The organism is Veronia nyctiphanis (assembly GCF_004116385.1).
GTDB lineage: Bacteria > Pseudomonadota > Gammaproteobacteria > Enterobacterales > Vibrionaceae > Veronia > Veronia nyctiphanis.
Genome location: NZ_PEIB01000027.1, coordinates 27,656 through 53,724, shown reverse-complemented (window position 1 = coordinate 53,724; position 26,069 = coordinate 27,656). Strand labels below are relative to the sequence as shown.

Genomic DNA, 26,069 nt, shown 5'->3' with positions numbered 1-26,069 from the left:
AGCAGGTCAAATAATCTCGAAAAAAATAAGACTATTGGTAGAATCGAGCTTTAAATTCTAGACATATGCATTGAATTAGATCCTTTTAATTCAATGCATATGCCTAATGAAAGAAATTTGTAAACGATTAAACAATAGTGGTTTTCAGAAATTATGGCTGTGGCTGCATGAGGCATCAAGCCGATAGGATCCTCACTCAGGTTGAACCTATCACCGAATGACTGTTAGTTAGCAACCGAAAGTCATTTACCATTTCAAAGACTGATTCAGCTTAGTGGTGCGAAGAGACAAGACATATTTGCCGATGTGGTGAATATTCAAGTCAGATGTATTGAGCACAGAATGAAAAAATTAGTAAGGGTAGTAATATGCCAAATGTAAATTTGGATGCATTGATCTCCAGAGAGGATTTTGAAGTTATCGAAACTAACTCTCGAGCATCTTCGTTTAATCAGAACGTTAGCGTAAAAGATTTAGAGCGTGGCGAGTTTTTTTATGCAGGACTCAGAAAACCAGACTTCCAAAGAGAAACATCTGATTGGGGAGATGACCAGCTATGTGAGTTTATTCAGAGCTTTATAGATGGAGATTTGATCCCTGCTGTCATACTGTGGAATTCGGGACCATATAACTTTGTTATCGATGGAGCACACCGTTTAGGCGCATTAATTGCCTGGATAAACGACGATTATGGTGATGGCAAGATATCTCAGCACTTTTTTAATAACGAAATTGACGAAGAACAAAGAGATATTGCAAACAAAACACGAGAGAAGATTAAAAATACAGTCAGGCCATACAGCGATTATAAGAAAGCGACAGCTGATCCCGATAATCGAGATAGAGACATGCTTGAAAAAGCTCTCAGTCTTGGTAGGACCTCAATCCAGTTGCAATGGGTTAGTGGGGGAGCTGACAAAGCCGAACAATCTTTTTTTAAGATTAACCAAAAAGCATCGAAGATAAGCGATACTGAAATTGAACTTCTCCAATCAAGAAGAAAAGCATTTGCAATTGCTTCTAGGGCTATTATTCGTGCCGGTGTAGGTCATCAATATTGGTCAAAATTTGAGCCTGCTGTGATGCAAGAAGTGGAGTCAATTTCCAAAGAGATTCACGGTTTAATTTTTCAACCGAAGATTTCTGGAGCTATCAGAACTTTAGATCTTCCTTTGGTTAAAAAACACAACTCTCCCCAGACCAATAGCTTCATTTTTGATCTTGTTAAAAAATGTAATGGAGTACCTAAGAATACTAGTAAAGTTAGTGAAGACCCTGATGGTAAGTTAACTGTTCAGTACCTAAAAAATGTTAGAAAATTCTTAAGAAGGATTAATTCGTCGCACCCTTCATCTCTGGGATTACATCCACTTGTATATTTCTATAATAAACGCGGAAATCATATATATTCAACAATCCTAGCATGGGTAGATATAGTAAATGATATTGAAAAAAACCCACAAACAATAAGATCTTTCATCATGATTCGTAAAGATCTTGAGAGATTCTTATTCAATTACAAGCACTTCATATCTGGTATTAATGCTAAGTATGGAAGTGGTACAAAAAGCCACAAGCATGTATACAAAGCAACAAGCTTGATTATAAATCTACTCCAGAGAAAAGAGCCAGAAAATGAAATTGTTGAGCAAGTCCTAGGTGAGTATGGGTTCTTAAACAAAATTGACGATGTAAAGATAACATCTGCAAGATTCTCAACCGACGTAAAATCCCAAATATATATCCAAGAAACTTTACCTAAAACTAGTACATGTACTTATTGTAAAGGTTTTATACACCAAAATTCGATCTCTTTTGATCATATAGTTAGGAAACAAGAAGGTGGCATGGGGAGTGTCGAGAATGGCGCATTGATGCATCCATACTGTAATACTTCAGCGAAAAATTAACACTATAACTTGGTGAGTTTCGTAGCAGGCTAAATATTGCGTATCGTTGTATAAACATAAACTACAAATGTTTTCATTCGTTCGGTGCTTCGGTTGCAACGCTACAAGGCGAAGTACGGCCTTTGCTAAGACACAAAGGCCGTGCGGCAGGATCGGGTGGTTGTTAAGTCGGTTGATTGCTGCGGACAGTCTGTCTCCTTGCTGACCCCAGAGGCAGTGCTCAAATTACGTCAGCCATTATTCCGGTCGTTCCGCCCTGCATAATGTCTGCCTTAACATAACTTGGTCACAATACGCCGTCGCTGCGCGCCGTTCGGCTTCGCCGTATTGCGCGAAGTTATGTTAAATTTTCCGCAGGTTCAGGTTCCTCTCTCCGTCGCTTTTCCTGCCGTGCTTCGCGCAGGCAGCGCCGGCTTTGCCGCCGTGCGTTTCTGGCCAGCCAGTATCACGCAAAAGCCACCGCATCCCCCACCCGCCCAGGCTGCGCCCCACAAGGTGAAAGGGCAGGGCATATCTGGTGTTGTCAGTTCTGTGATCTTTTCCGTTTATGTGGTGTTTTATAGGTGGGCACAGCGCGGGTTGGCCGCGGTGTTAGTAAGGTATTTGTCGAATTAAAGGCCTGTTCGCAGATATTACTTTAAGTTAGCTATTACGATATCGAGCATCTCTTTATTTTCTAACTTGAAGTTGTAGTAAGGCGATTTTTTTAGACCTTTTTCAATCTCATTGTTGTCCTTTTTTATCTGCTCATCGCTGCGGTCATCTATTGACCATTGCTTGTTTATCATCCAGAGCAATGCAACTTTCTCTGTAATTATCAGCTTACTCTGGTCCTTAAACCCAAAGTCCGCTTTTATTCTGTCAACTTCCTTAGGTGTTCTGTCTGGGTGCGGAACTAATACAAGCGGGACCTGTGTATTCCATTCAGTATCGGCGCCCAGTGTTTGTGTAACGTCCCTTTTGTTATCATGCTTTTCAATTACTTTCGTGGCTCTTGAAAAAGCGTAGTTTTTAAACTTCAGTGCTTTGTTACCTGAAGCTTCATATGCCCTGAAAATCCAATGGTTTCCGTCATAGACAATAGCCAGGGGAAATAACTCTCTTCGTCCATGCATATCACTGTTTTCAGACAGATATACAGTGGTAATTGCGTTTCCTGTTGTTATAGCCCGCGTTATTTTTGCAACACTCTCAGTATCCAGCTGCTTTTCTATTTTCCCCAGCCTCTGATATGGGAGCATTGGCTTTCCGCCCAGTTTATTTCTGTTAAACCCGTTAGCCAGCATACCCAGAGCAGTTTCGGCATCGACGTCAATCAATGGCGAGAATTTCTTTTGGACAATCGTATTAGCTCTTTTAGCCCTGTCATATGTCATATTACCTGGCTTGAACTCCTGATATTTAGTCATCATTTTGGATGCAGCAGCTTCCGCCAGTCCGAATATCTCGTTGAGATCCGAGCGGTTGATTGAACCGGTGAACCTTAATTTAAAATCTATGTAAGCCATGCGGTCCGCAAGCACAACATCTTTCTTCTGTATGTCAAAAAAATTCATAGCTACTTAGTCATTGTTTTTTTTGTCTTTTATAGGCTCTATTCTAGCATGAATTGTTCATGCACGTATCATAAATATACGTGTTAAGTGTTTTTTGTGATTTTTTATGTGTTTGTGTATTGATCGAATAAGATAGGTGCTATAAGATTCTCATTGTTAAGGTAAGCCTTAACTGATTGATTTGTAAATAGAGAGGGCTTCATATGGCAACAAATGGTAAATCAGGTGATAACCGCCGACATGGTGCAGTAAGATCCCGTTCACAGACGCAGACTGGTTCAGGACACTGGGTAAAAAGAGACGCAGAGACAGGCCGGTTTATGGATGTCAAAAGTGACGGTAAGCCTTTCAAAGGTGTTAGAAAAGAGAAATAAAAAAGCACATCTATTTGCGTAGATGTGCTTTTCAACGTGCAGATATGGTTTTTTATTGCTGTTGGCGCAGCAGTAAAAGGGTCTACACTAAGAGGTCCCAACCCAGCATAGTGAGTAGTGTCACTCCTGTTTGAACCTTTGATACTACTTCCTTGTGTTTTCCATATCAATCGTCGGGATCCCTCTTTTATGAATTTTGAGGGTCAAATCATGCGTCTAAAGTCAGGTTTACAGCCAACCAACGTTCACGAAAGCCAAAAATTGTACATGTTTGCGCATACCCACGCTTTCGCTTCGGTAGATGGGAAAGTGTGGTTTCACACTTTCGTTCATTGCCGGGATGACTTGTTGCTGAGGGGTACATTTTTGTACCCCTGTTTAACGGGGTGAAACAGTCTTTTTCCGGTTAAACAACACGGCATTTACAGGTGCTTATAAGTTGCGCGTTCAGTCGCAATAGTTTCAGTGTGGATCTGTTGAATACACGATGACCATGTTAGTTTTTCCATACACTTTATAAGGTCTATGGCACTTTGGTTATCCTGCTGTCATTCAGGTACAGGCTATATACCCAGCAACAATTAGCGTCACCAGTACTGGTGGTGCTGGACTATTTATCAGGCATTATGAATAAAAACCCTTACCTCAAAGACAGAGATCTGCTGATTTCCTACGTAAGAGATCAGTTAGTAGGCCCAGCGGGTGGTGTGGAGGAAAAGCTTGAAGATGCACCTCACAAACGCTACCTGATGGGTACATTATTTCCGGCCGCGGCCCGTGTAGATGATTCTGATCGCGACTCAGAGTCATTGAATAATGACTTCAAACCTTCCTCTATGGCGATATCTTTTGCCGCTGATGCAGATTTAGTCTGCAAGCTTGAGATTGAGGCCGGTCAATATAAAAAAGGTCAGGATTTTGTCTGGCAGCGCTCCGTGCTGTCTGAAGTCAGGGACATCTCCCTCAACAGGGGAAGCGTTCAGGATGAAAAAATCTTTGATGGCAAAGCGAGACTGGATGTATCTGTCCGCTCATATGGCGGTGGTAAAGTTGTCACTGTAGCAATATCTAATATAGAAAATTCCGGTGAAAGACTGGATCCCTCAAAATGCCTTTATCAGTCAGGTATAAAAATCAGTGTTGTAAGCGGTGCAATCAGGGAGTATCCGAGCAGCGATCGTTTCAAACTGGATGACGAGCAAAAACAGCTGGCGATGACATACCGGAAGCGGGTGCCCTGGGCTGTTGGCCACGGCGTGTCAGTTGACTGGCGCTTGGGCTCAGATAAATCACCTGTGGTTCTGAAAACTGAATCTATGCCTTGTCACTCAGTGAAAGGTTTCAGCACTGATCTTGATTATAAAAAATATCACGACCTTGATGAAGATATCCTTAGTATCGCTGCGATTGCTGATACCGAATCGTTATCCACTGATAACCTTCTTGATGGGTACAAAAAACTGATCAATGCATACAGATCCTGGATTGATGAGCTTGATGAGGAAGTGCTGGACAGTCGTTATTCAGACGCTAAAAAGTCGGTGATCGCAAAACTGCGTATGGCTGCTGAGCGAATGGATGATGGTATCAGGAAACTGAAGCAGTCGGAGACTGCAATGCTGGCATTCAGGCTTGCCAACAAGGCAATGCTGATGCAGATGATTCACAGTGGCAGTAAGTTTGCCGGTACCGTCAGACAAAAAAACTGGGGATACACTGCCCCTGACTATCTTTCCGAAGAAGTGAAGCGTACCTTCAAGTGGCGGCCATTTCAGCTTGCCTTTCAGTTGCTTGTTCTTGAGTCAATAATTCCTGATGAGCAGGGCAATTATCCGCCTACTCATGATGAAGTTGATCTTCTATGGTTTCCTACCGGTGGCGGCAAGACCGAAGCATACCTTGCTGTTGCTGCCTGGGAGATGCTTTTCCGTCGCCTTAAATACGGCAGTGAAGGGGAAGGCACCGCTGTCATTAAGCGCTACACACTGCGTCTCCTTACCTCTCAGCAGTTCCAGCGAGCAGGTAGTCTGATATGTGCCCTCGAGTCGATGAGAACTTCCATCCCTGAACTTGGTGAGTCTGAATTTTCTCTTGGCCTGTGGGCAGGTGAAGGCAGTACACCCAATGACTTCAAGAAAGCCCACACAAAATTCAATACCCAGCGGGAAGCGCCAAAGCCTGAGAACAGCTTTCAGTTACAGTCCTGCCCATGGTGTGGGACCTCGATATTTCCTGAAGGTTACTCTGATGAAAGTGATGACTATGGTATCCGTTGTGATGACAGTCACTTCGAATTTTTCTGCCCGTCTCAGGACTGTGAATTCCACGACTCTCTCCCAATTCAGGTCGTTGATGAGGGGCTTTATAAAAAAACACCCAGCATGCTCATCGGTACTGTAGATAAGTTTGCCCGTCTTACCTGGAAAGCAGAGGCTTCGATATTTTTCGGCGACAGCAGGTATCTCCCGCCCTCATTGATTATCCAGGATGAACTTCATCTTATCTCAGGGCCTCTGGGCACTATTGCAGGTATCTATGAAGCCGGTTTTGATACAGCGATGGAGAGACTGGGAAGACGCCCGAAAGTCATTGCGGCAACCGCAACTATCCGCAGTGCTGCGCAGCAGTCCAACCGTCTCTTCGGACGAAGTGTAAACATCTTTCCTCCATCGGGCACTGATGAGGCCGATTCCTTCTTTTCCAAAGAAGACAGCGACAGCCCCGGCCGCCTGTATGTTGGCGTGATGCCATCAGGTCATACCGGACAGACAGCCCTGGTTCAGGCCGCTGCTGCATTGCTGCAGGCACCTGAGGAAAAAGGCTTTGCAGATACTCTGTTGGACAGTTACTGGACACTGCCTATCTATCACAACAGCCGGCGTGAGCTCAGTAAAACAATGACGCTGTCGCGTGATGATATTCCTGAACGTATTAAGGTGATATCTGACACTCCGAGGCAGGTAGATACAGTGGAGGAACTCAGTGCCAATGTTGAGGGTGCAAGAATTCCTGAGGTATTGAAAAACCTTGAGAAGGGGCTCCCTGATGCTGTCGATATTCTGCCATGTACAAATATGATCTCTGTTGGTGTGGATATTGAGCGCCTGGGCAACATGATCATCAACGGTCAACCCAAAGCCACGGCAGAATATATTCAGGCATCCAGCCGGGTTGGTCGTAAGCAAAGCCGTCCACCGGGCATCGTGTTGACTTTATACTCGCCGTCAAAGCCCCGTGACAGGTCTCACTATGAGTCATTCAAAAATTATCATCAGGCCCTTTACCGGTATGTGGAGCCAACCAGTGTGACGCCATGGGCCCTGCCAGCGATGGAGCGTGCCATGCATGCTGCCTTGATAGCTGCTGTCCGTGTGTCTGGTTACCTGCGTGACAACCAGAGCGCGAAAAACTTTGACCGCAATAACAGTGAGTTTAAAGAGATTTATAAGTCACTGGTTGAGCGTATATCGAGAGCCATGGAGGGGGTGACAGAGAAGGAAAAGAAAACAGCATTTGATTACCTCGATTCTCTGGTAGAGGAATGGTCAAACCGGGTCAGTGAGGATGAACTCACTCATTATGAAGCCAATAAATCAGGCAAACAGTTTAAACCACTAATTCAGGCATTTGAGAGCCAGCTGAAAGACAGAGCCTGGCCAACACTGAATTCCATGAGAAATGTAGATACTGAAACCAACTTGTTTGTCAGAGGTGAAGACAATGTCTAAGACACGATCATTCCGCAGTTCACAGCTGATCAGTCCTTTCGGGCCCGGTGCAATTCTGGATGTTGGCGATGAGTCTCTCGTTGTGATGGATATATCCCACTGGCCAAAAAAGCTGGAAGAGATAAAACTTGAACGTTTAACCAGAGAAGCCGGGGTTTATGCATTAAAGAGGCCTCCTGTTGTCGAGAGTCAGTTCGGTACTCCTAAACCATATAACTCCCTCATCACAGTCCGTTTTCCGAAATGGATGTTCTGCCCAAAGTGCAGAAAACTGAAGAAGTGGCGCTCTGATGACGAAAAAAATGACAGTGGTGTCCCGGTCTGTTCGAATCCTTCCTGTAAAAAAAGGGTGCTTGTTCCAATGCGTTTTGTTGCGGCATGCCAGAAGGGCCATCTTCAGGATGTGCCATGGGATTACTGGGCTCATCGCGAAGCGAAAAAGATATGTGATAAGCCGGATCTTTATTTCCGCTCTGCCAAAGGCAAGGGCAGCGGCCTTGGCGCACTTAAAATCTGTTGTGAAAACCCCGGTTGTGGTGCCGAGAGCAGCCTCGCAGATATCCTTAATACCGGTGCTCTTGGGAGTCGCTGCTCATCGACTCAGCCTGGGAGTCAAAAAGTTATTCCGAAAGGGATTGTGATGAGCCTTTAAGGGTTCTTCAGCGTGGTGCAAGTAATCTCTATTATCCAATCACGGCATCGGCGCTTGATATTCCATACGATACGCACAGTGTCGGTAACCCTGTATACAGCAAAATCAAAGATGCACAGGATATCGATAACTTGCGTGAAGCGATTGAAGAAAAAAACCAGAAGCGGATTAAGTTTTTTTCTGGTGAAATTGCGGAAGAAACAGGGCTGAAAGCTGATGACATTATTGCTGCAATGACATCCTCAAAGCAGGAGAAGCGCGAATTCCGGGTTCCGAAGGATCACGAACTTCGTGCGGCAGAGTGGCAGGTGATGACTGATTCTGCTGTGGAAAGTAAGGTGTCATCCACGTTCAAGCTCGGGCCACATCCCCTGATAAGAAAGAGACGTTCGGCCTCGATAAATTTATCAGCAAAATCGTACTCATTGATAAACTTAGGGAAGTTCGCGCATTTTGTGGTTTTGAGCGGATAGAGCCCAACGAGAACATCGTGATGATGAATGATACGCGAACCAGTCATACATGGTTACCAGCCATTGAGGTCTTTGGTGAGGGTATCTTCATAGAGCTCAGCCAGAAAAGTATTCTTGACTGGGAAGCGAATATTGATGGTGAGCTCAAACGCCGTATTGAAGATACCCGATCCAGACATGGCCATTGTGCTCATCGTACCTGCCTGATCCGAGTTCCAAGTTCATAATCCTGCATACACTCGCCCACCTTCTCATAAGGCAGTTGTCTTTCGAAAGCGGTTATTCAAGTGGTTCATTGCGTGAGCGTATTTATGCAGGTGATGATCAGGCCGGGATACTGATATACACCGCGGATGGTGATTCTGAAGGCAGTCTGGGCGGTCTTGTTCAACAGGGAGAGCCTGACAGGATTTTTCCGGCTATTCTCGCAGCACTGGAAACTGCTGGCTGGTGCTCTAATGATCCGGTCTGCAGTGAAATGGAGGCCCAGGGAGTGATGGGGCTTAATAAGTCCTCCTGCCACTCCTGTACACTGTTTCAGAAACCAGCTGTGAATATAACAACCTGCTTCTGGACAGAAAGCTGCTTATCGGTGACAACAAATTCCGGGGATTTTTTGGTCCGGTGGTTGACGCTATTTCAGTAGGAGTTGACTGATGCAGCTACCTAATACCAGACAACTCAGTGATGAACAGCTCGATATCTTTGAGGAGGCACCTGAAGACGGATGTATCCTTGTTTCCGGCGCACCTGGAACAGGTAAGACAGTGATTGCATTTCTCCGGGCCGGAGCACTGGCCCGAAGAAAAAAGAAAGTGACTGTATTGATGTATAACCGTGTTCTAAAGCGTTTTACAGAGAATGTTGCTGCAAATCTTGGTGACAGTGTTACCACCTCTACGATGCACTCCTGGATGTATAAATGGTGGTCTAATCACAGGATAGTAGGTAAGGGCGGACATGGTTCTCGCCTTTTACTTGAGGGAGACCGTGCCTACGTTCACTGTTCATATGGTGAGCATAAGGAGTTGAAGAAGTTGGGAGGCCGCTGGGATCCTAAGATGTACAATCCTAATTCTCGGAAACTAGGTATGTGGTACGTCCCTCGTGAGAATTACGAGGATTGCCCCGCTGATTATTTGAAGTGGACAGGGAAAAATTATAAGCCACCAGAACTCGAAAAATGGCGTTATGACTGGATGTCAATGAGAGACAGTTATATCGAACTGGAAGGCAGTGAACGTGTTGACTGGGGGCATCTTATTATTGATGAGGCTCAGGACTTTGAGCCGGATATGTTTCGCTTTCTCAAAGCAGCCAGAAGTGAGATGGAAAACGGAGGCATCACTATTCTGGCTGATGAGAATCAGCGGATTCATGTTGACAGTAACTCTTCTCTTGACGACATCCGGAAAGCACTGAGAATCAGCTCAGGAAGAGAATTTTCTCTCACTGAAAATTATCGGAATACCCGACAGATTGCATTGGTTGCCCGTCATTTTTATGTAGGTCTGTCGACTGGTGTACCCAATCTTCCTGTAAGAGAAGGAAACCGCCCGGTTTTTGTCTCATCTCCGTCATACGAAGCTCAGGTGGATTATATCGCCAGCTACCTTGATGTGAGAGGGGGGCTGGAAGTGGGGATTGTTGTCGACTCTCTACAGGATATTGCTTTTTTTGGAGAGGAGCTCAAAAAAAGACTGTCTGGATATACAGTACAATTGTACAGCAGCAATAATAGCAAAGACAGCGAGAACCTGATTTTTGATACCCAGGGCGTGGTTACAATACTGCACCGACAGAGTTGTAAAGGGCTTGAATTTGATGCGGTATTCGTGCCCAATCTACAGAAGTTTTCGGTAGATGATACTGATGAGACAACATTTAAGATGAATATGTATGTCATTTGCTCAAGAGCCCGCTCGGAGCTTTTCTTTCTGTGTAAAGAGAGCCCCGGTATCAGGCCCGGCTGTTTTGATTATTTACCGGCTCAGGGATCAAACCTGATTGAATATAGAGAACACAATTAATGGAAACCACTTTCAGCGCGCTTTCCTCTTTTGCGGTTATTCCTCTCAAGACGTTCCGCCGCTACGTTCTGTCTTACGAGATCGTGCCGCTTGCGCTTTGTAAAACGCTGGGCGGATCGCCTCTTTTGAGTGTAAAGGAGCTTTCGTCAATCTGTTCGGTGGGCGGTATAGACAAAAAAGATATCGTTTTGGAGCTATCTGCATCAAAAGTAGCGCCATCGGGTTTTGTTCCCCTGTCACAATTGAAGACTGCCTGGTTTGTCTCAGAGGAGGCTAAAGCCAACTTTATTGACAGAAGCTACGAAAATTTTGATGTCACTGCATTACGGTGTGCTGCGCTGCCTGAGCCGGTGGCATCATCTCCGGCTCAGGATCATCCGGAGCTGACAGATGTTTGTGATGATGCCGTAAACAAATTCCTTGCAGAAGCACCTTATGCCGACGGCATACTCGCACTTGCACATCAATGGCTGTCGGTACATGACAATCAGCGGGATATGGCAAGTATTGAGAATGTGTTATCTGATGATCTGAATACACTTGGGCTCCTGCTTTCCCTTGAGTCCGGTTCAGAGCAGCTTGTTCTTGCCTCAGAGTTTTTACGCCTCTGTACCCGCAAAAATATAGATGTGGGCTGGGCTCCTGCAGCAGTGCTTGATGAATTCACTGAGCTGTCTCCGGTAAGGTTGCCGAGCCTGAAAACTTCAGAATATGGTCAGGTGCGGTTACAAAGCTCGTGAATAACGAGCGGATTAATATTCCATTCACAGATGAGAATTCAATTGTTCTGCGGGCAATAGCACTGGCACTCCTGAATCCTGAACCGGAAATGCTGAAGCGCCTCAGGGCTGCAAAAGCAGAATTGATTGGCGACAAGGTGTACGACCTGGCATACGCCTTTTCACTGACAAGGTTCGGGTACAGTTATCTTTCTGAAGAGAGAAGAAAACTGTCCGGCCACTGTCGGAAAGACGTACAGAATATTGCGGCAAGAGTTTATAACCGTGTGTTTGGTTCAGAAGCACCGGTTGAGCCCGCTATTGAAACGGTACCTGTGAGTACCGGCATTGATATTGAAGTGCCAGATTCCACAGATGCCGTGCCGGATGTCTGTGATAACAATCATACTGAAGCCCTTTCTCATGAATGGCTTACAGAGGTTATATCGTCAGCCGGAACCTTTACATACAGTATTGAAGGTATAAAACCCCTGTCAGGGTTTGACCTTTCACTTGTTCACCGTCCGGAGGGATCAGGCTATCTGGCACTCCGTGTGATCGATGCGAATGGCCCGAAAGGAATGAGTAAGTTTGTTGGTCAGTTCGTCAGGGAAATGGTGAATCTTCAGCGACACCTGCCTGATATGTCGCGGTTTGAGGTCGATGAATCAGGTGTAATGTTAAAGCTTTCTCCTGAGTGGTGCGTGGATGCTGAATTCAGGGCGAAGATGGTATCATTGTTTGAAACTCTCCGTCCGCTGAAACTGATCCAGAAATCCAGCAGTTTCAGCTAGACCAGAGAAAGTGCAGATTCAGTCTGCACTTTTTTTGTTCCAATTCTCTTTCCGGATTCACTGTTAATGCATCTTTCAGACACCGTAAAAAAAGAACTCGCTGAGATAGGTTACTTTTTGTCCCGTCTTGGCCAGTCGTCTCCTCCACCTTGCCTCGGTACCGCCGTATGGAAGGAGGCAATCAGTAAATTTTATCCCTCATATGGCCTGGGAAGAACAGAGAAAGAGTTCTACAACAGCCTGAAAAACACCAGAGACCGTTTCGACAGCCATCTTAAAAACTCACGTGAGGGCTGGAAGGATGAAAACGGTAACCCGGGTCCTTTGTCTGCACTTAATCAATCTGTGCTGTCCGAACTTGACGGGATGTCTGACAGTCAGCTCTGGGAGCGGATCCGGCCATATGCTGTTACAAAGCTGGATATTAAGCTTGCCCGCAGGAAAACCAGTGATGCTGTCGGGCAGGGAACAAAACACTTTTCGTCTGAATTCAGTGGCAGCAAGTCAGTCAAGGCAAGAAAGTCGGGTCAGGCGATAGTCAGGCATGGCTCAGTGGTTGATGCACTTTACGAGTTCGTCGGACTTATGCATCCGGAGGGCGACGTTTATAACACTCAGAAAATTGACCTTGCACTGGAATCTGGCGGTTGCCTTAAAGCTCTCTATGAAGTCAAAACCTCAACGGACACTCAGTCTTTGTATACCGGGGTTGGCCAGTTGATGATGCATGCGGCCGGTAACCCTGATGTCTGTAAATATCTGGTGTTACCAGAGATGGATAAAAATCCGGATCTGGAAAACTGTCTTGCATCTCTGGGAGTTGGGTTAATCTGCTATCAGCAACTGGAAGATAAATATACATTCGTAACTGTCTTGTGATTTGATTTTCAATCTTTCGCCCTGTCCGGGTTCGACACACCAGGCCTGAACAAACCCACTCAGCCCTTCGCTTTGTCCATCTTCGACAGGCCAGAATTGTGTCTTTTCTGTGTCCCCCTGTGATACCTGCTTTCCGGGCCTGTCGGACTTCGACATTTTCGCCTTAAAGCCCTGTCGAAGTTTGACAACCCTGCTTTTTATGAAGGTCTGTCCTGCTACGACAGACCTCGTTTTTTGTGTCGGTAACTTAATAATTTACAGAGGGTTTTTCCTTTTAACATAGGTATGTCTGTCAGGGGTTCCCTGCAGGCTTTATCCATATACTTAAGGGAAAATTATGAAATTCACGAAAACGTTAAACGTATTGGCACTTGCATCAGTCTGTGTCGCTTCGCACGCAACAGCGTCATCAGAAGAGGTGTTTGATGTCAGTACCTGTGAGGATTTTGTCTCTATGCTTGACGGTGCACGATATAAAAAAGATACCTACCGTCTGACCAATGACATTGATTGTTATGGTATGCAGCCGCTCGGCAATAAACGCGGTGCCTACAACTTTAATATCGAGGGTAACGGCTATAAAGTGAGTCATCTTGCACTGCAGGGGCCCCTTTTTAACCGCCGTTTCACCGGCAAGCTCTATGATCTGGTGCTTGAGCAGCCTCTGTATGATTTTCCGTCGGGTGCAGCCAAGAAATATCTTGTGGCGGAGAAGCTGTCAAACGCATCAATAAATAACCTGACGCTGATAGGGCCGTCAGTGAACAAACCGTTTCTGTCGGTTTTTAACTCCGTTTATTCGTCGGGCATTGACGGGTTAACGATCAGTGGCGGGCATTCTGAATTCAATGGTCAGGCACTGCTTTCGCGGTCGGTGAATGATTCTGTGTTCAGTGATGTTTTCATCGACTCGTTTAATCATAAAGTGGAGTACGACAGTACACTGCTGGTTCTTAACTCGGAGGGCAGCAAGTTTTCAAATGTCTCTTTGAAAGGGATAGATATAAGCTGGCACAGCCCGAGAACAGGGTATTCATTCCTGTTTAAGCGTGCCTCAAATACCAATGTGAACGGGATATCGTTCGGCTCTGTGTCTTACCCGGGTAACGATCAGTTCCGCAACCATGTTTACCTGATATCGAATGATGTTATTCGTGGCGACAGTTTCTTCTCCAATATCAGTCATGGTTTCTGGGGAGACGGTTCGTCACCTGAATTTCCATTGTATAAATCGTCTCTCAAGGATTATATGGAAGGCCGTGTGAGCAACGTAAACCTTATGGAGGGGTTGTCATTGCTGCCGCCACAGGTGTGTGAACCTTACGTCCGTCGTGATGTTTATTACTCACTGCCGTCCAGGGTGGCGTCTAAGTAACGCAGGGTTATTTAAGCACAAGGCCCGCAACAGCGGGCCTTCACGGTGTATTTTGCGTATAGTGCCTGCTTTTCTTTTCTGTCGGGTGATTTTATGTCGTATTGGATTTTTAGAGGTAACCGTGAAGACTTTGATATTGATAAATATCTTAGTGGTTTTCGTTACGTCTACTGGGCTGTTAAGCACCCCAAACACCAGGACGAGATCAAAGTGGGTGACAAGGTTTTCTTCTGGCGGTCCAAGGGGAAATCCAGTGATCCTTATGGCCTTGTTGCATTTGGAACAGTTGAAGAAAATCCCGTGCATAAGGACAAAGTTCTTCACCCTGAAAACCTGCTTGAAAAATATTGGAGTAAAAGGGAAGTATCTGAAATAAAAGTGGGTGTGAAATTAGATGATGTCAGGTTAAGTGTGAAACAGGGGCTTGTTGAATCGACCTTACTGGAGAGAGAGCCAATCCTTGAAAAAATGCAGCTTCTTACTGCGAGGCAGGGTACAAACTTCCGGATATCTTCGGAGCAGTTCAGCAAAGTGATGTCATTGTGGGGCGGCGGGAGTGAGCCCTTAGAGTTGGCTGAATATAGCTCAGACGAGACAAGAAAGGCAGTGAGAACTCATATCGTAAGGGAGCGGGATCCGGTTCTCGTAAAGCAGGCCAAAGCTAAGTTTATCGAAACTCATGGTGAGCTTTTTTGCGAAGCATGTGGTTTTAAATTCTCAGAGCTTTATGGTTTTGATTATGCGGAGGCTCATCACAAAGTCCCCTTGAGTAAACTCAGAGCTGGTAAAAAAACCAAAATTACTGATTTAGCTATTTTATGTGCTAATTGCCATGTTGCAGTCCACCGTATTGAGAGTGCCGATCCTATGGAAACATTGATGAAGTTGCATGCGTCAGTTGTGTAGTGCGCGTCGCTAAGCAGGTATTATTAACTGGTCGTTTTATGATACCAAATGATGTGACTATTCTCATGGTATCAAAAAACAGCCATTTTATTATCTGATACCTGTTAGTATTATTGATACCCTTTCCTGATGCTTTAAGGGCTCTTTTTCATGAATACTGCCACGACCGGACGGATTTTTGCCTATTGCAGGGTATCGACCATTGAACAGGATACGGAAAACCAGATCCTTGCTATCCGAAGTCGAGGGTATGATGTGCAGCCGCACCGCGTGATCAGCGAAACGGTCAGCGGCTCAACGCCTGCGATGCAGCGAAAAGCGTTTCGGACTCTTGTTGATCATAAACTTGAAGCAGGGGATACGCTGGTTGCGCTGAAACTCGATCGCCTGGGGCGTGACAATATCGATATCCAGAAGACCATTGAGATGCTGACAGAGAGGGGGGTTCATGTCGTTTCTCTCGATCTGCCGGTACAGAACCTGAGTTCTGCAGAGGGCAAACTGATGCTTCAGATGTTTTCAGCCTTTGCCGAATTCGAGCGTAACCGGATAAGGGAACGGACCCAGGAAGGGCTTGCCCGTGCCCGCGCCGAGGGTAAACGCCTTGGCAGGCCTGAAGCAACGGCTACTACAGCAAAGGTCAAGCAATGTCGTGAGCAGGGGCTAAGTCAGTCAAAAACAGCGACGGCTCTGGGGCTGGGAATTGCGACGGTAAAAAGGCACTGGAATAAGTGAATTTTCTGTATGTCAGGCAGTAAGCTCTTGCGGAACTGAAATACTTACATTATCTGCTGTTGATATGAGGCTTTTTTCCAGGTCACTGAAAACTGCTCTGAATGGGCTTACGCCCTTTCTTTTTTTGAAAGATGCTCCGTCTATCATTTTCTGTATCCTGACAGAACCGTTCATACCGCTGTTTTTGCCGAACGTGAAGTTGATACCCACAAATCTCAGTGTGTAAGGTAGGTTAAACTTCAGAGTTTCCTCTTGCAGGAAGTTCCATGAGCCGGTATCTATATGTTCAATGCTCTGTACTGGTCGGGATCTGTCTTTCTGTCCTTTTTCCCAGTGTATGAGGCTGTAAGGTAGTCCGTTTTCTGAGTACCATCTTGCCGCATTTACATGTCCCGCATCCAAACCATAAACTGAGTGATTGGTAACTTTTACAAGCTTTTTCGCGCAGAGATGATTGTAAATGTCAGTCTGTCGTTTATAAGTCTTCCCGCAATGCTTTATTTTGAGAGACACAGGCACGATGGGGACGTATGACAAACGCGACTGCGTCGCTGTCATCTATCCCGCGAGCCAAAGGGGAGACCCCTTTGAAACCCCAGTCACTTCCGCTTCCCATTTTGCTGAAAAATGGTCTTTATCCGGCGGTCCTGTTGTATGTATTTCTCTTTGAACGTTGTTACACGGGTTCTGTCTTTTTCCTGCTCGTCGTAAATGGGGCCGAGTGCCCTGACGACTTCGTCCGGAGTCATTTCTTGCGTCTGCTGCTTGAGCCTGGTGACTGTCAGTGATTTGTTCCCTGACCGGATCCGTTGCCGTTCTCTGTGAAGGTAATGATGTCCGCGGATACCCCTGCCTCCCTGACGGTAGATTAGTGAACGAGTAACCGACTGGCTTCAAGAGATTGGTCGTAAAATTCGGCTTCTTCTAACACGGGTTAATCGGGGAGGATAATTTCAATGCACCAAACGAATCGATGCTCTCAAAGGCTTCCCTTTAATAGCCAACCCTGAAACGCTGAAGGTTGAAGACCACATAGGGCGTGTCTATCAGATCTGTTTTTATGCTCTTATCCTGCCGGTCACGTGAAAGTGAGTCACAGTAGCTGGGCACATTTCGTACAGATAGTGAAGCGGCCCATTTTTCTGATTTTGTTTATGCTGTTGCATCTCTTGCAAAATTCTTCATTTTTGTTGCGCAATTTCAGTGCCCCCGCGATGTTTTTCACCTGTTTTTTCTTACTTTTTCTTGCGCTCTTAAACTCATTGTCAATTACCCTGAGACTTGCTTTTGTCTGCGCATCGCGGCGACGGGCTTCTTTTTCCTCACGCGCCTGTTTTTCAACTCTTTCTCTTTCTTCTCTGGCTTGCTGTTCGAGTTTTTCTTTTTCTTCCCTTAGCCTTGTTTCTTCCCTCAGTTTTTTGAGCAGGGCGATTTCTTCCAGCTTCTGTGCTTTTATTGTCGGGATATCTTTGTAAAACACTTTGCCAAAATAGCTGTCGAACGTCAGTGCGCTGAACGGTACCAGTTCATTATGCCATTCGGTGTTGAGCTCGAGTGTTGTGGTATTAATGTCCGGCAGGTTGTAGTAACAGTGGAACCAAAGCTCGCCCGTTTCCTTGGACTTTGCCTTGGCCTCGTCAGTCAGCAGGAACAGATTGGCCATGTTGCCGTAAGCAATATCCAGATTACTGCAGCGCGCAAGATTAAAATCCAGCAATACCCAGACGACGAACGCACCACTGTTTCGGTAAAAGTTTTCCCGCGCGATGATGACATCGATATAGGTGGTACACATCTGCAGTTCAAACACAACTCTGTGTCCTTCCGGTACCATGGTGGTACTGACATCCGGACGTCGCCATTGTTTGGCTATACCAACAGGACTAACTTCCCTGAAGGTCTGCTCTTTTTCAACGGCCTCGAAGCGCCCTAGCTTGTCGTTTTTCAGGGTATCTGCAATAAAGATTTTGTTGTCTTTGTGCTTTTGGCCTTCTTTCAGGCCATTGTATCTGAGAGCCAGTTGCTCTTCATCGCTCAGCACCACGCCTTGTTTCTGTGGGCATGGCTCAGAGTTTGGATAGTGCTTGTAGTAGAAGGTTAGTTTTTTCTTCTGAGGGTTCTTTTTTGCTGCAAGGTGGAGGTTTTGAAAACAGCTCGTACAAAGAAATTTACGGTGCCCTTCCCTGATCAGCCGTCTCAGCTGGAAACGTCTCTCTTCATCGAGCCGGGCAAGTTGCTCTCTGACACAGATTTTCCGGTCGTTAGCCGGGTCATAGATAAACTCTCTCGGCGTTTTCTGGTCAGACATTGCTTACTCCCCTTATAGATTTCTGACAGAAATAAACCCAGCTCCTATTCTGATAAAAATGTTAATTTTGGATTTTGCGGCGCACCGCCCGTCCGGACAACGTCGCGTATTTCCGCGCAGCGCCCGCGAAAAAACGCGCAAGCGTAAGGGGTAAACAAAACACCCCGCCGTATACTTCCCGATCCCCTCCCCGGCTGTCCGGAAAACACGAGCGTTATTTTTGTTCAGGCAATAGGTATCTATGACGGGGGCTGGGTGATGCCAGAGAACGGCGTTAACATCAACCCTGCTTCCCATCAATGATAGGCATTGTTTTTCCTGTAAACGGCTTTATCAGGTACGGATTTTCTGCGGCAGATTAGTTGGGGCTGGGCATAGCCGCGCGGCTCGTCACACCGCTGCAGGTCTGGGCGTCACTCCCTTCCGTTTCTGGACTGGTCTGGGATTGGCGGTATCAATGCATCACTTAAGTCAGTTACGTAAATAACATAACTGATGAAATTTTAGAGTGATTGCCGTATGAGCCCTTACAGCCCGGCATCACAATGTTACCGTGTCACCGGTAAGCCTTAACCTGTTTATCTGTGCTGCCTTACCGCATGCCAGCACAGCGTCCCCGTCAAGACGGCCGTTTACAGTTACCGGCTGGGTTGGTTTCGGTACAGCCCGTCCCCGGCTCCCAGTTATTTAATGTCGCTGGCGTGGTGCTCCCCGCAACGACCAGGTCCCAGCCGGTGACCTGTGTCAGAGTGTCCGGGCTCCTGCCCCGGTGATTGTCATTAACCCGTCACCCTAACAGCACAAGGTTGTAATCGATTACAGCCAGAATGGGTTTGCGCGATCGGTTTTTGATCCTGTAAGGCCTGTGTGATCCATCAGTTACCCTATTATCTGATCTGTCCGTAAACTTATAATGCACTATAACTTTAAAATGATTTCAAAATAGCACACCGTTCTGAGCAATATTCGAAAATGCGCCCAGACACACTTATTGTTCATCATTGAAGATAAAGCGCCTTTCAGTCAGTGGCTTATCTGTTTACTTCACTGAAACAAGTTACTACACTTACGTAAGTGATATAAATGATGCAATTTACGATATTGATGTAACTGATGTCAGTTACACTTCCGACGGCATTGATATAAGGACGCACATAATGGGGAAAATCATACTGTTTGGCAGTCAGAAAGGCGGCTGCGGCAAGTCCACACTGGCAGTGAACGTTGCCGGATGGCTTATCAGCCGCGGTGAGGATGTCATTCTCGTTGATGCCGATCCACAGGGCAGCTCAGAGCGCTGGGCTCAGGATCGTCAGGAAAACCCGGAGCTGTCGAATATTCCCCATGTTCAGGCCTCGGGCAACATCAACCAGACTCTTCGCGATCTGGCCCAGAAATATGATTACGTGCTGGCCGATACCGCAGGCCGTGACAGCCGTGAGCTCCGAACCGGCATGGTGGTGGCGGACATTCTGCTCTCACCTTCCCGACCGTCCCAGTATGATCTCGACACCCTGCCCCATCTGGCTGAGGTCTTCATTCAGGCGCAGGATCTGAACCCTACTCTCAAGGGCTATCTGGTGCTCAACATGTGCCCGACCAACCCGGTGATCAAAGAAGCTGAGGATGCGCGCACCTACCTGAATGAATTTCCTGAGTTCAGCATGGCAAACTCCATGGTGTATGACCGTAAAGCATTCCGCGACTGTATCTCTGAAGGGCGCACCGTATTTGAATGGAAGGATGCCAAGGCAAAACAGGAAATCGAAGCACTGATGGAGGAAGTATTCCATGGTTAAACCACGCCGACGCCCGACCACAGATGAAATTGATGCCTTCGCCAGCGGTGCTAACGATGCCGCACCTGAAAACAGTGCCGCGAAGGCCTCCGAAAAACCGGCGAAAAGCCGGGTGTTCAAGCGCGTTACCCTGTCGCTCACTGACAGCGATGACAGGCTGATTGACGAGTTATCACTCAAGCCACGGGAGTTTCGCTGTAACCGCTCTGATGTGGTCAAAACTGCCCTTGCCCTGCTTGCTGCGCAGAGTGATGAGAAAATCGTCAGGCTCCTGGAAAAAGAAAAACAGAAACAAAATCACTGATGGTGGCTGTGGGCTGTTGGGTAACCGCAGGTTATCCACTGTCCACAGACTCTATAACTCTCTATAAAACTCTATAAAAGATCTATAAGAGATCTATAAAGATCTATAGGGTGGAGAAATCCCATAACTATCAATCTCTTAACCTATTTAAGGTTACATATTTTTAGTCTAACGGTTACATTAATTTAGTCTTTTATCCCTTTCAGGTAACAAATATTTAGTTTTTGGTCACAAAAACTTAGTCTAAATGATCTTTTTTTTAGTGTTATGGCTACACTTTTTTAGTCTGTAGCTGCTTCTGTCCCCTATGGTTACTGTTTTTTAGTCTCCCGGGCGAAATTTGGCAGATATGGTTACAGATTTTTAGTATTATCCGGTAAGACACTAAAAATTTGTGACCATAGGCACGGTGAAAATGACCGATAACAGCGATAAGCGCTTTCAGGTAACCACGGAGACCCCGAAAGACCTGCCCCGGCAGTTCTTCAAAAAAAGCCACGAGCTGATCTTCAGTCAGCTGGGGCTGACGGCCCGTGAGCACGACATGATGGCTTTGTTCCTGACCCGCCTCAACCGTGACCACTGGACAGACTATATCGAAAAACGGGATATCCATGCCCCGCGTTATACCTTTCACTCTGATGTGCTGAAAGACTGGTTCGGGCTGTCATCAAAGCAACTTTACCCGACCCTGCGTCCGGTCGCGGACAGGCTGTCGAGCCGGAAAGTGGGCCTGAGCAGCGACGATACCGAGTCCTTTGACTTCATTCCGCTGTTTGCAAGGGTACAGTACCAGAAAGGGGAGCTCTCCATCGTACCGAACCCGGAGCTGATCAAAGCCTACGTTGACTACTCAGCCGGACATGCCCAGATCAGCACAAAGCCTTCCGCAGCCTCAAATCCGAGCATTCCAAGCGCCTGTACACGCTTCTGTCGCGTTTTAAGGACGCAGGCACCCGTCTGCATCCCCAGACAATTACAGAGCTCCACGGGCTCTACGGGCTGCTTGATGAGAAGGGGAAACTCATCAAGGGCAGCTATGCCCAGAACAAAGTGTTTGTTGAACGCTGTATCCGCAAACCGATTGAGGAAATGAGCAACAGCCCGGACGTGATGGCGGAGCTGTCGTTCCTTGTCGATGAGAAATCCGGCAACCTCGGTTTCGCGCCGATCATGCGCGGCCGCAAAATGGTGGCGGTGGAGTTTCTGTATGAATGGCGCTCGGCGGTGGAGAAGGCCGCAAGGCTCGAGCGCGACAAACTGGCCACGGAGGCGGAGCCTGACAACCCGATGCTGGTTCTTGCCCGTGAGGCATGGAATATCGTGATGAGTTACCCGCACCGCGGCGAACTTGACGCCCGTCACCGGCTGGCACTGCAGTCGGTGGAGCTTGGGATCATTACCATGCCTGAAGACATGCCGGTCGACGACAATTTCAGGTATCGCCTGACACAGATGACCGATGCCGCGGAGCGTGATTAACGGATGTAAGTTACGCAAATAAATAAGTTACGTAACTTACTACTTTTCATAACTTACGTGGCTTATGCCTTTTCATAACATATTGTGATATATGGTATTGCTGTCATTTTTCCTCTGCGCCATGATGAGATTTTTCCGGCAGGGAGAGCACCATGGCCAGCTATGCCTACCTCAGGGTATCCACCGACAGTCAGGACGTTGCCAGTCAGAAACACGGTATTCTGGAATATGCCAACGCACAGGGGATCAGTAATCTCTCCTTTGTCGAAGACAGTGTCAGCGGCAGCAAGAAATGGCATCAGCGACGGCTCGGTCCGTTACTCGACGGCATGGGGGAGGGGGACACCATTGTCTTTGCCGAAGTGACCCGCATGGCCCGCTCGACACTTCAGGTACTCGAGATCCTGGAGCTGTGTATGGAAAAAGGGCTTCAGGTACATATTGCCAAACAGAACATGCAGCTCGACGGCTCCCTGCAGTCAAAAATTCTCGCCACCGTGCTCGGGCTTGCCGGTGAGGTGGAGCGCGAATTTATCCGGATCCGCACCCGCGAGGCGCTCGATGCGCGGCGGAGAAAAGGGCTGTCCCTCGGCCGCCCCAAAGGCCCGGCCAGCCATCACAAACTTGACCCCAAATACGATCAGATAGAAAAATATATCCGCCTTGGCCTCAGTATCCGCGAGACCGCCCGTCTGGTCGGAGCGGCGCCCAGTACCCTCGGTGACTATGTAAAGAGGAAGGGATTAAGGTGAGATTAAGTTACGTAAGTTATGCTTTGTAGTAAGTTATTTAACTTATTTAAATATAAATTATTCAATACTTTAGATTGAAAATACATAACGTTACCCACAGTAATGTGCGACAACATTTGAGGAGAAACCTTTGAAAGAACTGATTGTACAGCCGGGTAACATTGTTGTATCCGACTTCGGGTTTTATCAACATTACTCACTGGTCACGGACAGAGTCTGCAGCAAGGGTAAGCCTATGCTTATCTCAGCGACAGAGAGAAACGGTACTGTCCGGGAAGAAACATGGGATGAGGTGGTAAAGGGAAAGCCGACTTACGTCGCGGACTTCACACCGGTAAAAAGCCCGGAGGAAACACTGGCTCTTGCACGCACACAGATAGGGGAGTGGGTATACTCGGTGACCAGCAATAACTGCGAACACTTCGTCAGATTCTGTACCGGGCTTGAGGTGACATCCCGTCAGGTAACGTCGGCTGTCGGCGGAGCTGTTGCAGGCGCGTCATTGGTTGGGTTGCTCGCCGAGAAACCGACTGCAATAAAGTATCTGGCTGGCGCGTTGGCTGTTGCAGGTATCGCCGTTCTTGCAACAAAAGCGACAGAGAAAAAAGAATAACTTACGTAACTTAATTAAGTTTATTGTGTTTTCCCGTCCTGTAAATAATGCTGCTGAAAAGCATTCCCTCACCACCCATGGCCATCACGGCAAACACCCCGAAGAAACGGTACGCGTTGCGCACCCTGCGGGGTGCCGTCATGGCCGGAAACGGGTGGTTCATGCACACTTTTCTGCGCTTTTCTTATCGCCCCTTCCCCGGTCCCGGGGCGCGATGCTTCGCAACGCTACAAGGCGACGCACCGCCTTTGAAAATACACAAAGGCCGTGCGGCAGGGGAGGGTGATGAAGTAGGTTTTAGTTAATATCCTTTGACAACTTACCCTCAGATCAAATCAAATACTTAAATAAGTTATTGATTACTTTACGAGCGAACACACTCTGAGCAGGTCAAATAATCTCGAAAAAAATAAGACTATTGGTAGAATCGAGCTTTAAATTCTAGACATATGCATTGAATTAGATCCTTTTAATTCAATGCATATGCCTAATGAAAGAAATTTGTAAACGATTAAACAATAGTGGTTTTCAGAAATTATGGCTGTGGCTGCATGAGGCATCAAGCCGATAGGATCCTCACTCAGGTTGAACCTATCACCGAATGACTGTTAGTTAGCAACCGAAAGTCATTTACCATTTCAAAGACTGATTCAGCTTAGTGGTGCGAAGAGACAAGACATATTTGCCGATGTGGTGAATATTCAAGTCAGATGTATTGAGCACAGAATGAAAAAATTAGTAAGGGTAGTAATATGCCAAATGTAAATTTGGATGCATTGATCTCCAGAGAGGATTTTGAAGTTATCGAAACTAACTCTCGAGCATCTTCGTTTAATCAGAACGTTAGCGTAAAAGATTTAGAGCGTGGCGAGTTTTTTTATGCAGGACTCAGAAAACCAGACTTCCAAAGAGAAACATCTGATTGGGGAGATGACCAGCTATGTGAGTTTATTCAGAGCTTTATAGATGGAGATTTGATCCCTGCTGTCATACTGTGGAATTCGGGACCATATAACTTTGTTATCGATGGAGCACACCGTTTAGGCGCATTAATTGCCTGGATAAACGACGATTATGGTGATGGCAAGATATCTCAGCACTTTTTTAATAACGAAATTGACGAAGAACAAAGAGATATTGCAAACAAAACACGAGAGAAGATTAAAAATACAGTCAGGCCATACAGCGATTATAAGAAAGCGACAGCTGATCCCGATAATCGAGATAGAGACATGCTTGAAAAAGCTCTCAGTCTTGGTAGGACCTCAATCCAGTTGCAATGGGTTAGTGGGGGAGCTGACAAAGCCGAACAATCTTTTTTTAAGATTAACCAAAAAGCATCGAAGATAAGCGATACTGAAATTGAACTTCTCCAATCAAGAAGAAAAGCATTTGCAATTGCTTCTAGGGCTATTATTCGTGCCGGTGTAGGTCATCAATATTGGTCAAAATTTGAGCCTGCTGTGATGCAAGAAGTGGAGTCAATTTCCAAAGAGATTCACGGTTTAATTTTTCAACCGAAGATTTCTGGAGCTATCAGAACTTTAGATCTTCCTTTGGTTAAAAAACACAACTCTCCCCAGACCAATAGCTTCATTTTTGATCTTGTTAAAAAATGTAATGGAGTACCTAAGAATACTAGTAAAGTTAGTGAAGACCCTGATGGTAAGTTAACTGTTCAGTACCTAAAAAATGTTAGAAAATTCTTAAGAAGGATTAATTCGTCGCACCCTTCATCTCTGGGATTACATCCACTTGTATATTTCTATAATAAACGCGGAAATCATATATATTCAACAATCCTAGCATGGGTAGATATAGTAAATGATATTGAAAAAAACCCACAAACAATAAGATCTTTCATCATGATTCGTAAAGATCTTGAGAGATTCTTATTCAATTACAAGCACTTCATATCTGGTATTAATGCTAAGTATGGAAGTGGTACAAAAAGCCACAAGCATGTATACAAAGCAACAAGCTTGATTATAAATCTACTCCAGAGAAAAGAGCCAGAAAATGAAATTGTTGAGCAAGTCCTAGGTGAGTATGGGTTCTTAAACAAAATTGACGATGTAAAGATAACATCTGCAAGATTCTCAACCGACGTAAAATCCCAAATATATATCCAAGAAACTTTACCTAAAACTAGTACATGTACTTATTGTAAAGGTTTTATACACCAAAATTCGATCTCTTTTGATCATATAGTTAGGAAACAAGAAGGTGGCATGGGGAGTGTCGAGAATGGCGCATTGATGCATCCATACTGTAATACTTCAGCGAAAAATTAACACTATAACTTGGTGAGTTTCGTAGCAGGCTAAATATTGCGTATCGTTGTATAAACATAAACTACAAATGTTTTCATTCGTTCGGTGCTTCGGTTGCAACGCTACAAGGCGAAGTACGGCCTTTGCTAAGACACAAAGGCCGTGCGGCAGGATCGGGTGGTTGTTAAGTCGGTTGATTGCTGCGGACAGTCTGTCTCCTTGCTGACCCCAGAGGCAGTGCTCAAATTACGTCAGCCATTATTCCGGTCGTTCCGCCCTGCATAATGTCTGCCTTAACATAACTTGGTCACAATACGCCGTCGCTGCGCGCCGTTCGGCTTCGCCGTATTGCGCGAAGTTATGTTAAATTTTCCGCAGGTTCAGGTTCCTCTCTCCGTCGCTTTTCC

The 26,069-nt window shown here is 46.1% G+C and carries 26 protein-coding genes; 22 read left to right on the top strand and 4 right to left on the bottom strand.

Going from position 1 to position 26,069, the window contains the following annotated elements; all coding sequences use genetic code 11:
- The first annotated feature begins 368 nt into the window (after positions 1 to 368).
- Positions 369 to 1,910 (top strand): HNH endonuclease, encoded by a 1,542-nt coding sequence (locus CS022_RS18060; protein ID WP_129123445.1) that lies wholly within the window; start codon positions 369 to 371, stop codon positions 1,908 to 1,910.
- A gap of 632 nt (positions 1,911 to 2,542) precedes the next feature.
- Here the strand turns inward: CS022_RS18060 and CS022_RS18055 are convergent.
- On the bottom strand, positions 2,543 to 3,466 hold the full coding sequence (locus CS022_RS18055) for a transcriptional regulator (RefSeq protein ID WP_129123444.1): 924 nt from the start codon (positions 3,464 to 3,466) through the stop codon (positions 2,543 to 2,545).
- 203 nt (positions 3,467 to 3,669) lie between these two features.
- On the opposite strand from CS022_RS18055, the gene CS022_RS25495 reads away from it, so the two are divergent.
- From CS022_RS25495 to CS022_RS18010, 13 genes are all read left to right on the top strand, one after another.
- Positions 3,670 to 3,840: a hypothetical protein gene (locus tag CS022_RS25495; protein ID WP_201746318.1), complete on the top strand. Its 171-nt coding sequence runs from the start codon at positions 3,670 to 3,672 to the stop codon at positions 3,838 to 3,840.
- Between the two features lie 533 nt (positions 3,841 to 4,373).
- Positions 4,374 to 7,568, top strand: coding sequence for a helicase-related protein (locus CS022_RS18050; protein WP_235869609.1), 3,195 nt, complete (start codon positions 4,374 to 4,376; stop codon positions 7,566 to 7,568).
- Positions 7,561 to 8,220 (top strand): hypothetical protein, encoded by a 660-nt coding sequence (locus tag CS022_RS26640; RefSeq protein WP_235869649.1) that lies wholly within the window; start codon positions 7,561 to 7,563, stop codon positions 8,218 to 8,220. The genes CS022_RS18050 and CS022_RS26640 overlap by 8 nt, the downstream gene beginning before the upstream one ends.
- Before the next feature lie 131 nt (positions 8,221 to 8,351).
- The gene (locus CS022_RS26635; protein WP_235869605.1) at positions 8,352 to 8,693 is read left to right on the top strand and encodes a hypothetical protein; all 342 of its coding nucleotides are present in this window, start codon (positions 8,352 to 8,354) and stop codon (positions 8,691 to 8,693) included.
- A 20-nt stretch (positions 8,694 to 8,713) separates the two neighbouring features.
- Entirely contained in the window at positions 8,714 to 8,920 is a 207-nt protein-coding gene (locus CS022_RS26630; RefSeq protein WP_235869599.1) for a hypothetical protein, read from the top strand.
- A gap of 68 nt (positions 8,921 to 8,988) precedes the next feature.
- Positions 8,989 to 9,339 (top strand): DUF1998 domain-containing protein, encoded by a 351-nt coding sequence (locus CS022_RS26625; protein WP_235869596.1) that lies wholly within the window; start codon positions 8,989 to 8,991, stop codon positions 9,337 to 9,339.
- Between the two features lie 10 nt (positions 9,340 to 9,349).
- A complete protein-coding gene (locus CS022_RS18040) occupies positions 9,350 to 10,723 on the top strand; it encodes an AAA family ATPase (protein ID WP_129123443.1) in 1,374 nt (457 codons plus the stop codon).
- Complete coding sequence (locus tag CS022_RS18035; RefSeq protein WP_129123442.1) at positions 10,723 to 11,463, top strand: hypothetical protein; 741 nt, start codon at positions 10,723 to 10,725, stop codon at positions 11,461 to 11,463. Before CS022_RS18040 ends, CS022_RS18035 begins: the two co-directional genes overlap by 1 nt.
- Entirely contained in the window at positions 11,460 to 12,236 is a 777-nt protein-coding gene (locus CS022_RS18030) for a hypothetical protein (protein ID WP_129123441.1), read from the top strand. Before CS022_RS18035 ends, CS022_RS18030 begins: the two co-directional genes overlap by 4 nt.
- A gap of 66 nt (positions 12,237 to 12,302) precedes the next feature.
- Positions 12,303 to 13,115, top strand: a complete 813-nt coding sequence (locus CS022_RS18025; RefSeq protein ID WP_129123440.1) for a hypothetical protein — start codon at positions 12,303 to 12,305, stop codon at positions 13,113 to 13,115.
- A 337-nt stretch (positions 13,116 to 13,452) separates the two neighbouring features.
- The gene (locus CS022_RS18020) at positions 13,453 to 14,490 is read left to right on the top strand and encodes a hypothetical protein (RefSeq protein ID WP_129123439.1); all 1,038 of its coding nucleotides are present in this window, start codon (positions 13,453 to 13,455) and stop codon (positions 14,488 to 14,490) included.
- A gap of 93 nt (positions 14,491 to 14,583) precedes the next feature.
- On the top strand, positions 14,584 to 15,396 hold the full coding sequence (locus CS022_RS18015) for an EVE domain-containing protein (protein ID WP_129123438.1): 813 nt from the start codon (positions 14,584 to 14,586) through the stop codon (positions 15,394 to 15,396).
- A gap of 150 nt (positions 15,397 to 15,546) precedes the next feature.
- A complete protein-coding gene (locus tag CS022_RS18010; RefSeq protein WP_129123437.1) occupies positions 15,547 to 16,131 on the top strand; it encodes a recombinase family protein in 585 nt (194 codons plus the stop codon).
- Between the two features lie 12 nt (positions 16,132 to 16,143).
- Here the strand turns inward: CS022_RS18010 and CS022_RS18005 are convergent, their stop codons facing one another.
- The 3 genes from CS022_RS18005 to CS022_RS18000 form a co-directional block, all read right to left on the bottom strand.
- A complete protein-coding gene (locus CS022_RS18005) occupies positions 16,144 to 16,689 on the bottom strand; it encodes a hypothetical protein (RefSeq protein ID WP_129123450.1) in 546 nt (181 codons plus the stop codon).
- 41 nt (positions 16,690 to 16,730) lie between these two features.
- Positions 16,731 to 16,880 carry a hypothetical protein gene (locus CS022_RS24925; RefSeq protein ID WP_161569670.1) on the bottom strand — a complete coding sequence of 50 codons (150 nt, stop codon included), beginning with the start codon at positions 16,878 to 16,880 and terminating at the stop codon, positions 16,731 to 16,733.
- Between the two features lie 344 nt (positions 16,881 to 17,224).
- Entirely contained in the window at positions 17,225 to 18,439 is a 1,215-nt protein-coding gene (locus CS022_RS18000; RefSeq protein WP_129123449.1) for a DUF6035 family protein, read from the bottom strand.
- A gap of 1,157 nt (positions 18,440 to 19,596) precedes the next feature.
- Here CS022_RS18000 and CS022_RS17995 point away from each other — a divergent pair.
- From CS022_RS17995 to CS022_RS17970, 8 genes are all read left to right on the top strand, one after another.
- Entirely contained in the window at positions 19,597 to 20,238 is a 642-nt protein-coding gene (locus tag CS022_RS17995; RefSeq protein ID WP_129123448.1) for an AAA family ATPase, read from the top strand.
- Positions 20,231 to 20,542, top strand: a complete 312-nt coding sequence (locus tag CS022_RS17990) for a hypothetical protein (protein ID WP_129123447.1) — start codon at positions 20,231 to 20,233, stop codon at positions 20,540 to 20,542. The genes CS022_RS17995 and CS022_RS17990 overlap by 8 nt, the downstream gene beginning before the upstream one ends.
- A gap of 415 nt (positions 20,543 to 20,957) precedes the next feature.
- A complete protein-coding gene (locus CS022_RS27800) occupies positions 20,958 to 21,638 on the top strand; it encodes a replication initiation protein (RefSeq protein ID WP_328590408.1) in 681 nt (226 codons plus the stop codon).
- Positions 21,635 to 22,024 carry a hypothetical protein gene (locus CS022_RS27795; protein WP_328590407.1) on the top strand — a complete coding sequence of 130 codons (390 nt, stop codon included), beginning with the start codon at positions 21,635 to 21,637 and terminating at the stop codon, positions 22,022 to 22,024. The genes CS022_RS27800 and CS022_RS27795 overlap by 4 nt, the downstream gene beginning before the upstream one ends.
- Before the next feature lie 152 nt (positions 22,025 to 22,176).
- Positions 22,177 to 22,776 (top strand): recombinase family protein, encoded by a 600-nt coding sequence (locus CS022_RS17980; RefSeq protein WP_129123446.1) that lies wholly within the window; start codon positions 22,177 to 22,179, stop codon positions 22,774 to 22,776.
- 130 nt (positions 22,777 to 22,906) lie between these two features.
- The gene (locus tag CS022_RS17975) at positions 22,907 to 23,389 is read left to right on the top strand and encodes a lecithin retinol acyltransferase family protein (RefSeq protein ID WP_235869642.1); all 483 of its coding nucleotides are present in this window, start codon (positions 22,907 to 22,909) and stop codon (positions 23,387 to 23,389) included.
- A 140-nt stretch (positions 23,390 to 23,529) separates the two neighbouring features.
- Positions 23,530 to 23,694, top strand: a complete 165-nt coding sequence (locus CS022_RS24920) for a hypothetical protein (RefSeq protein ID WP_161569669.1) — start codon at positions 23,530 to 23,532, stop codon at positions 23,692 to 23,694.
- A gap of 447 nt (positions 23,695 to 24,141) precedes the next feature.
- Positions 24,142 to 25,683 (top strand): HNH endonuclease, encoded by a 1,542-nt coding sequence (locus tag CS022_RS17970; protein WP_129123445.1) that lies wholly within the window; start codon positions 24,142 to 24,144, stop codon positions 25,681 to 25,683.
- Positions 25,684 to 26,069: the final 386 nt, after the last annotated feature.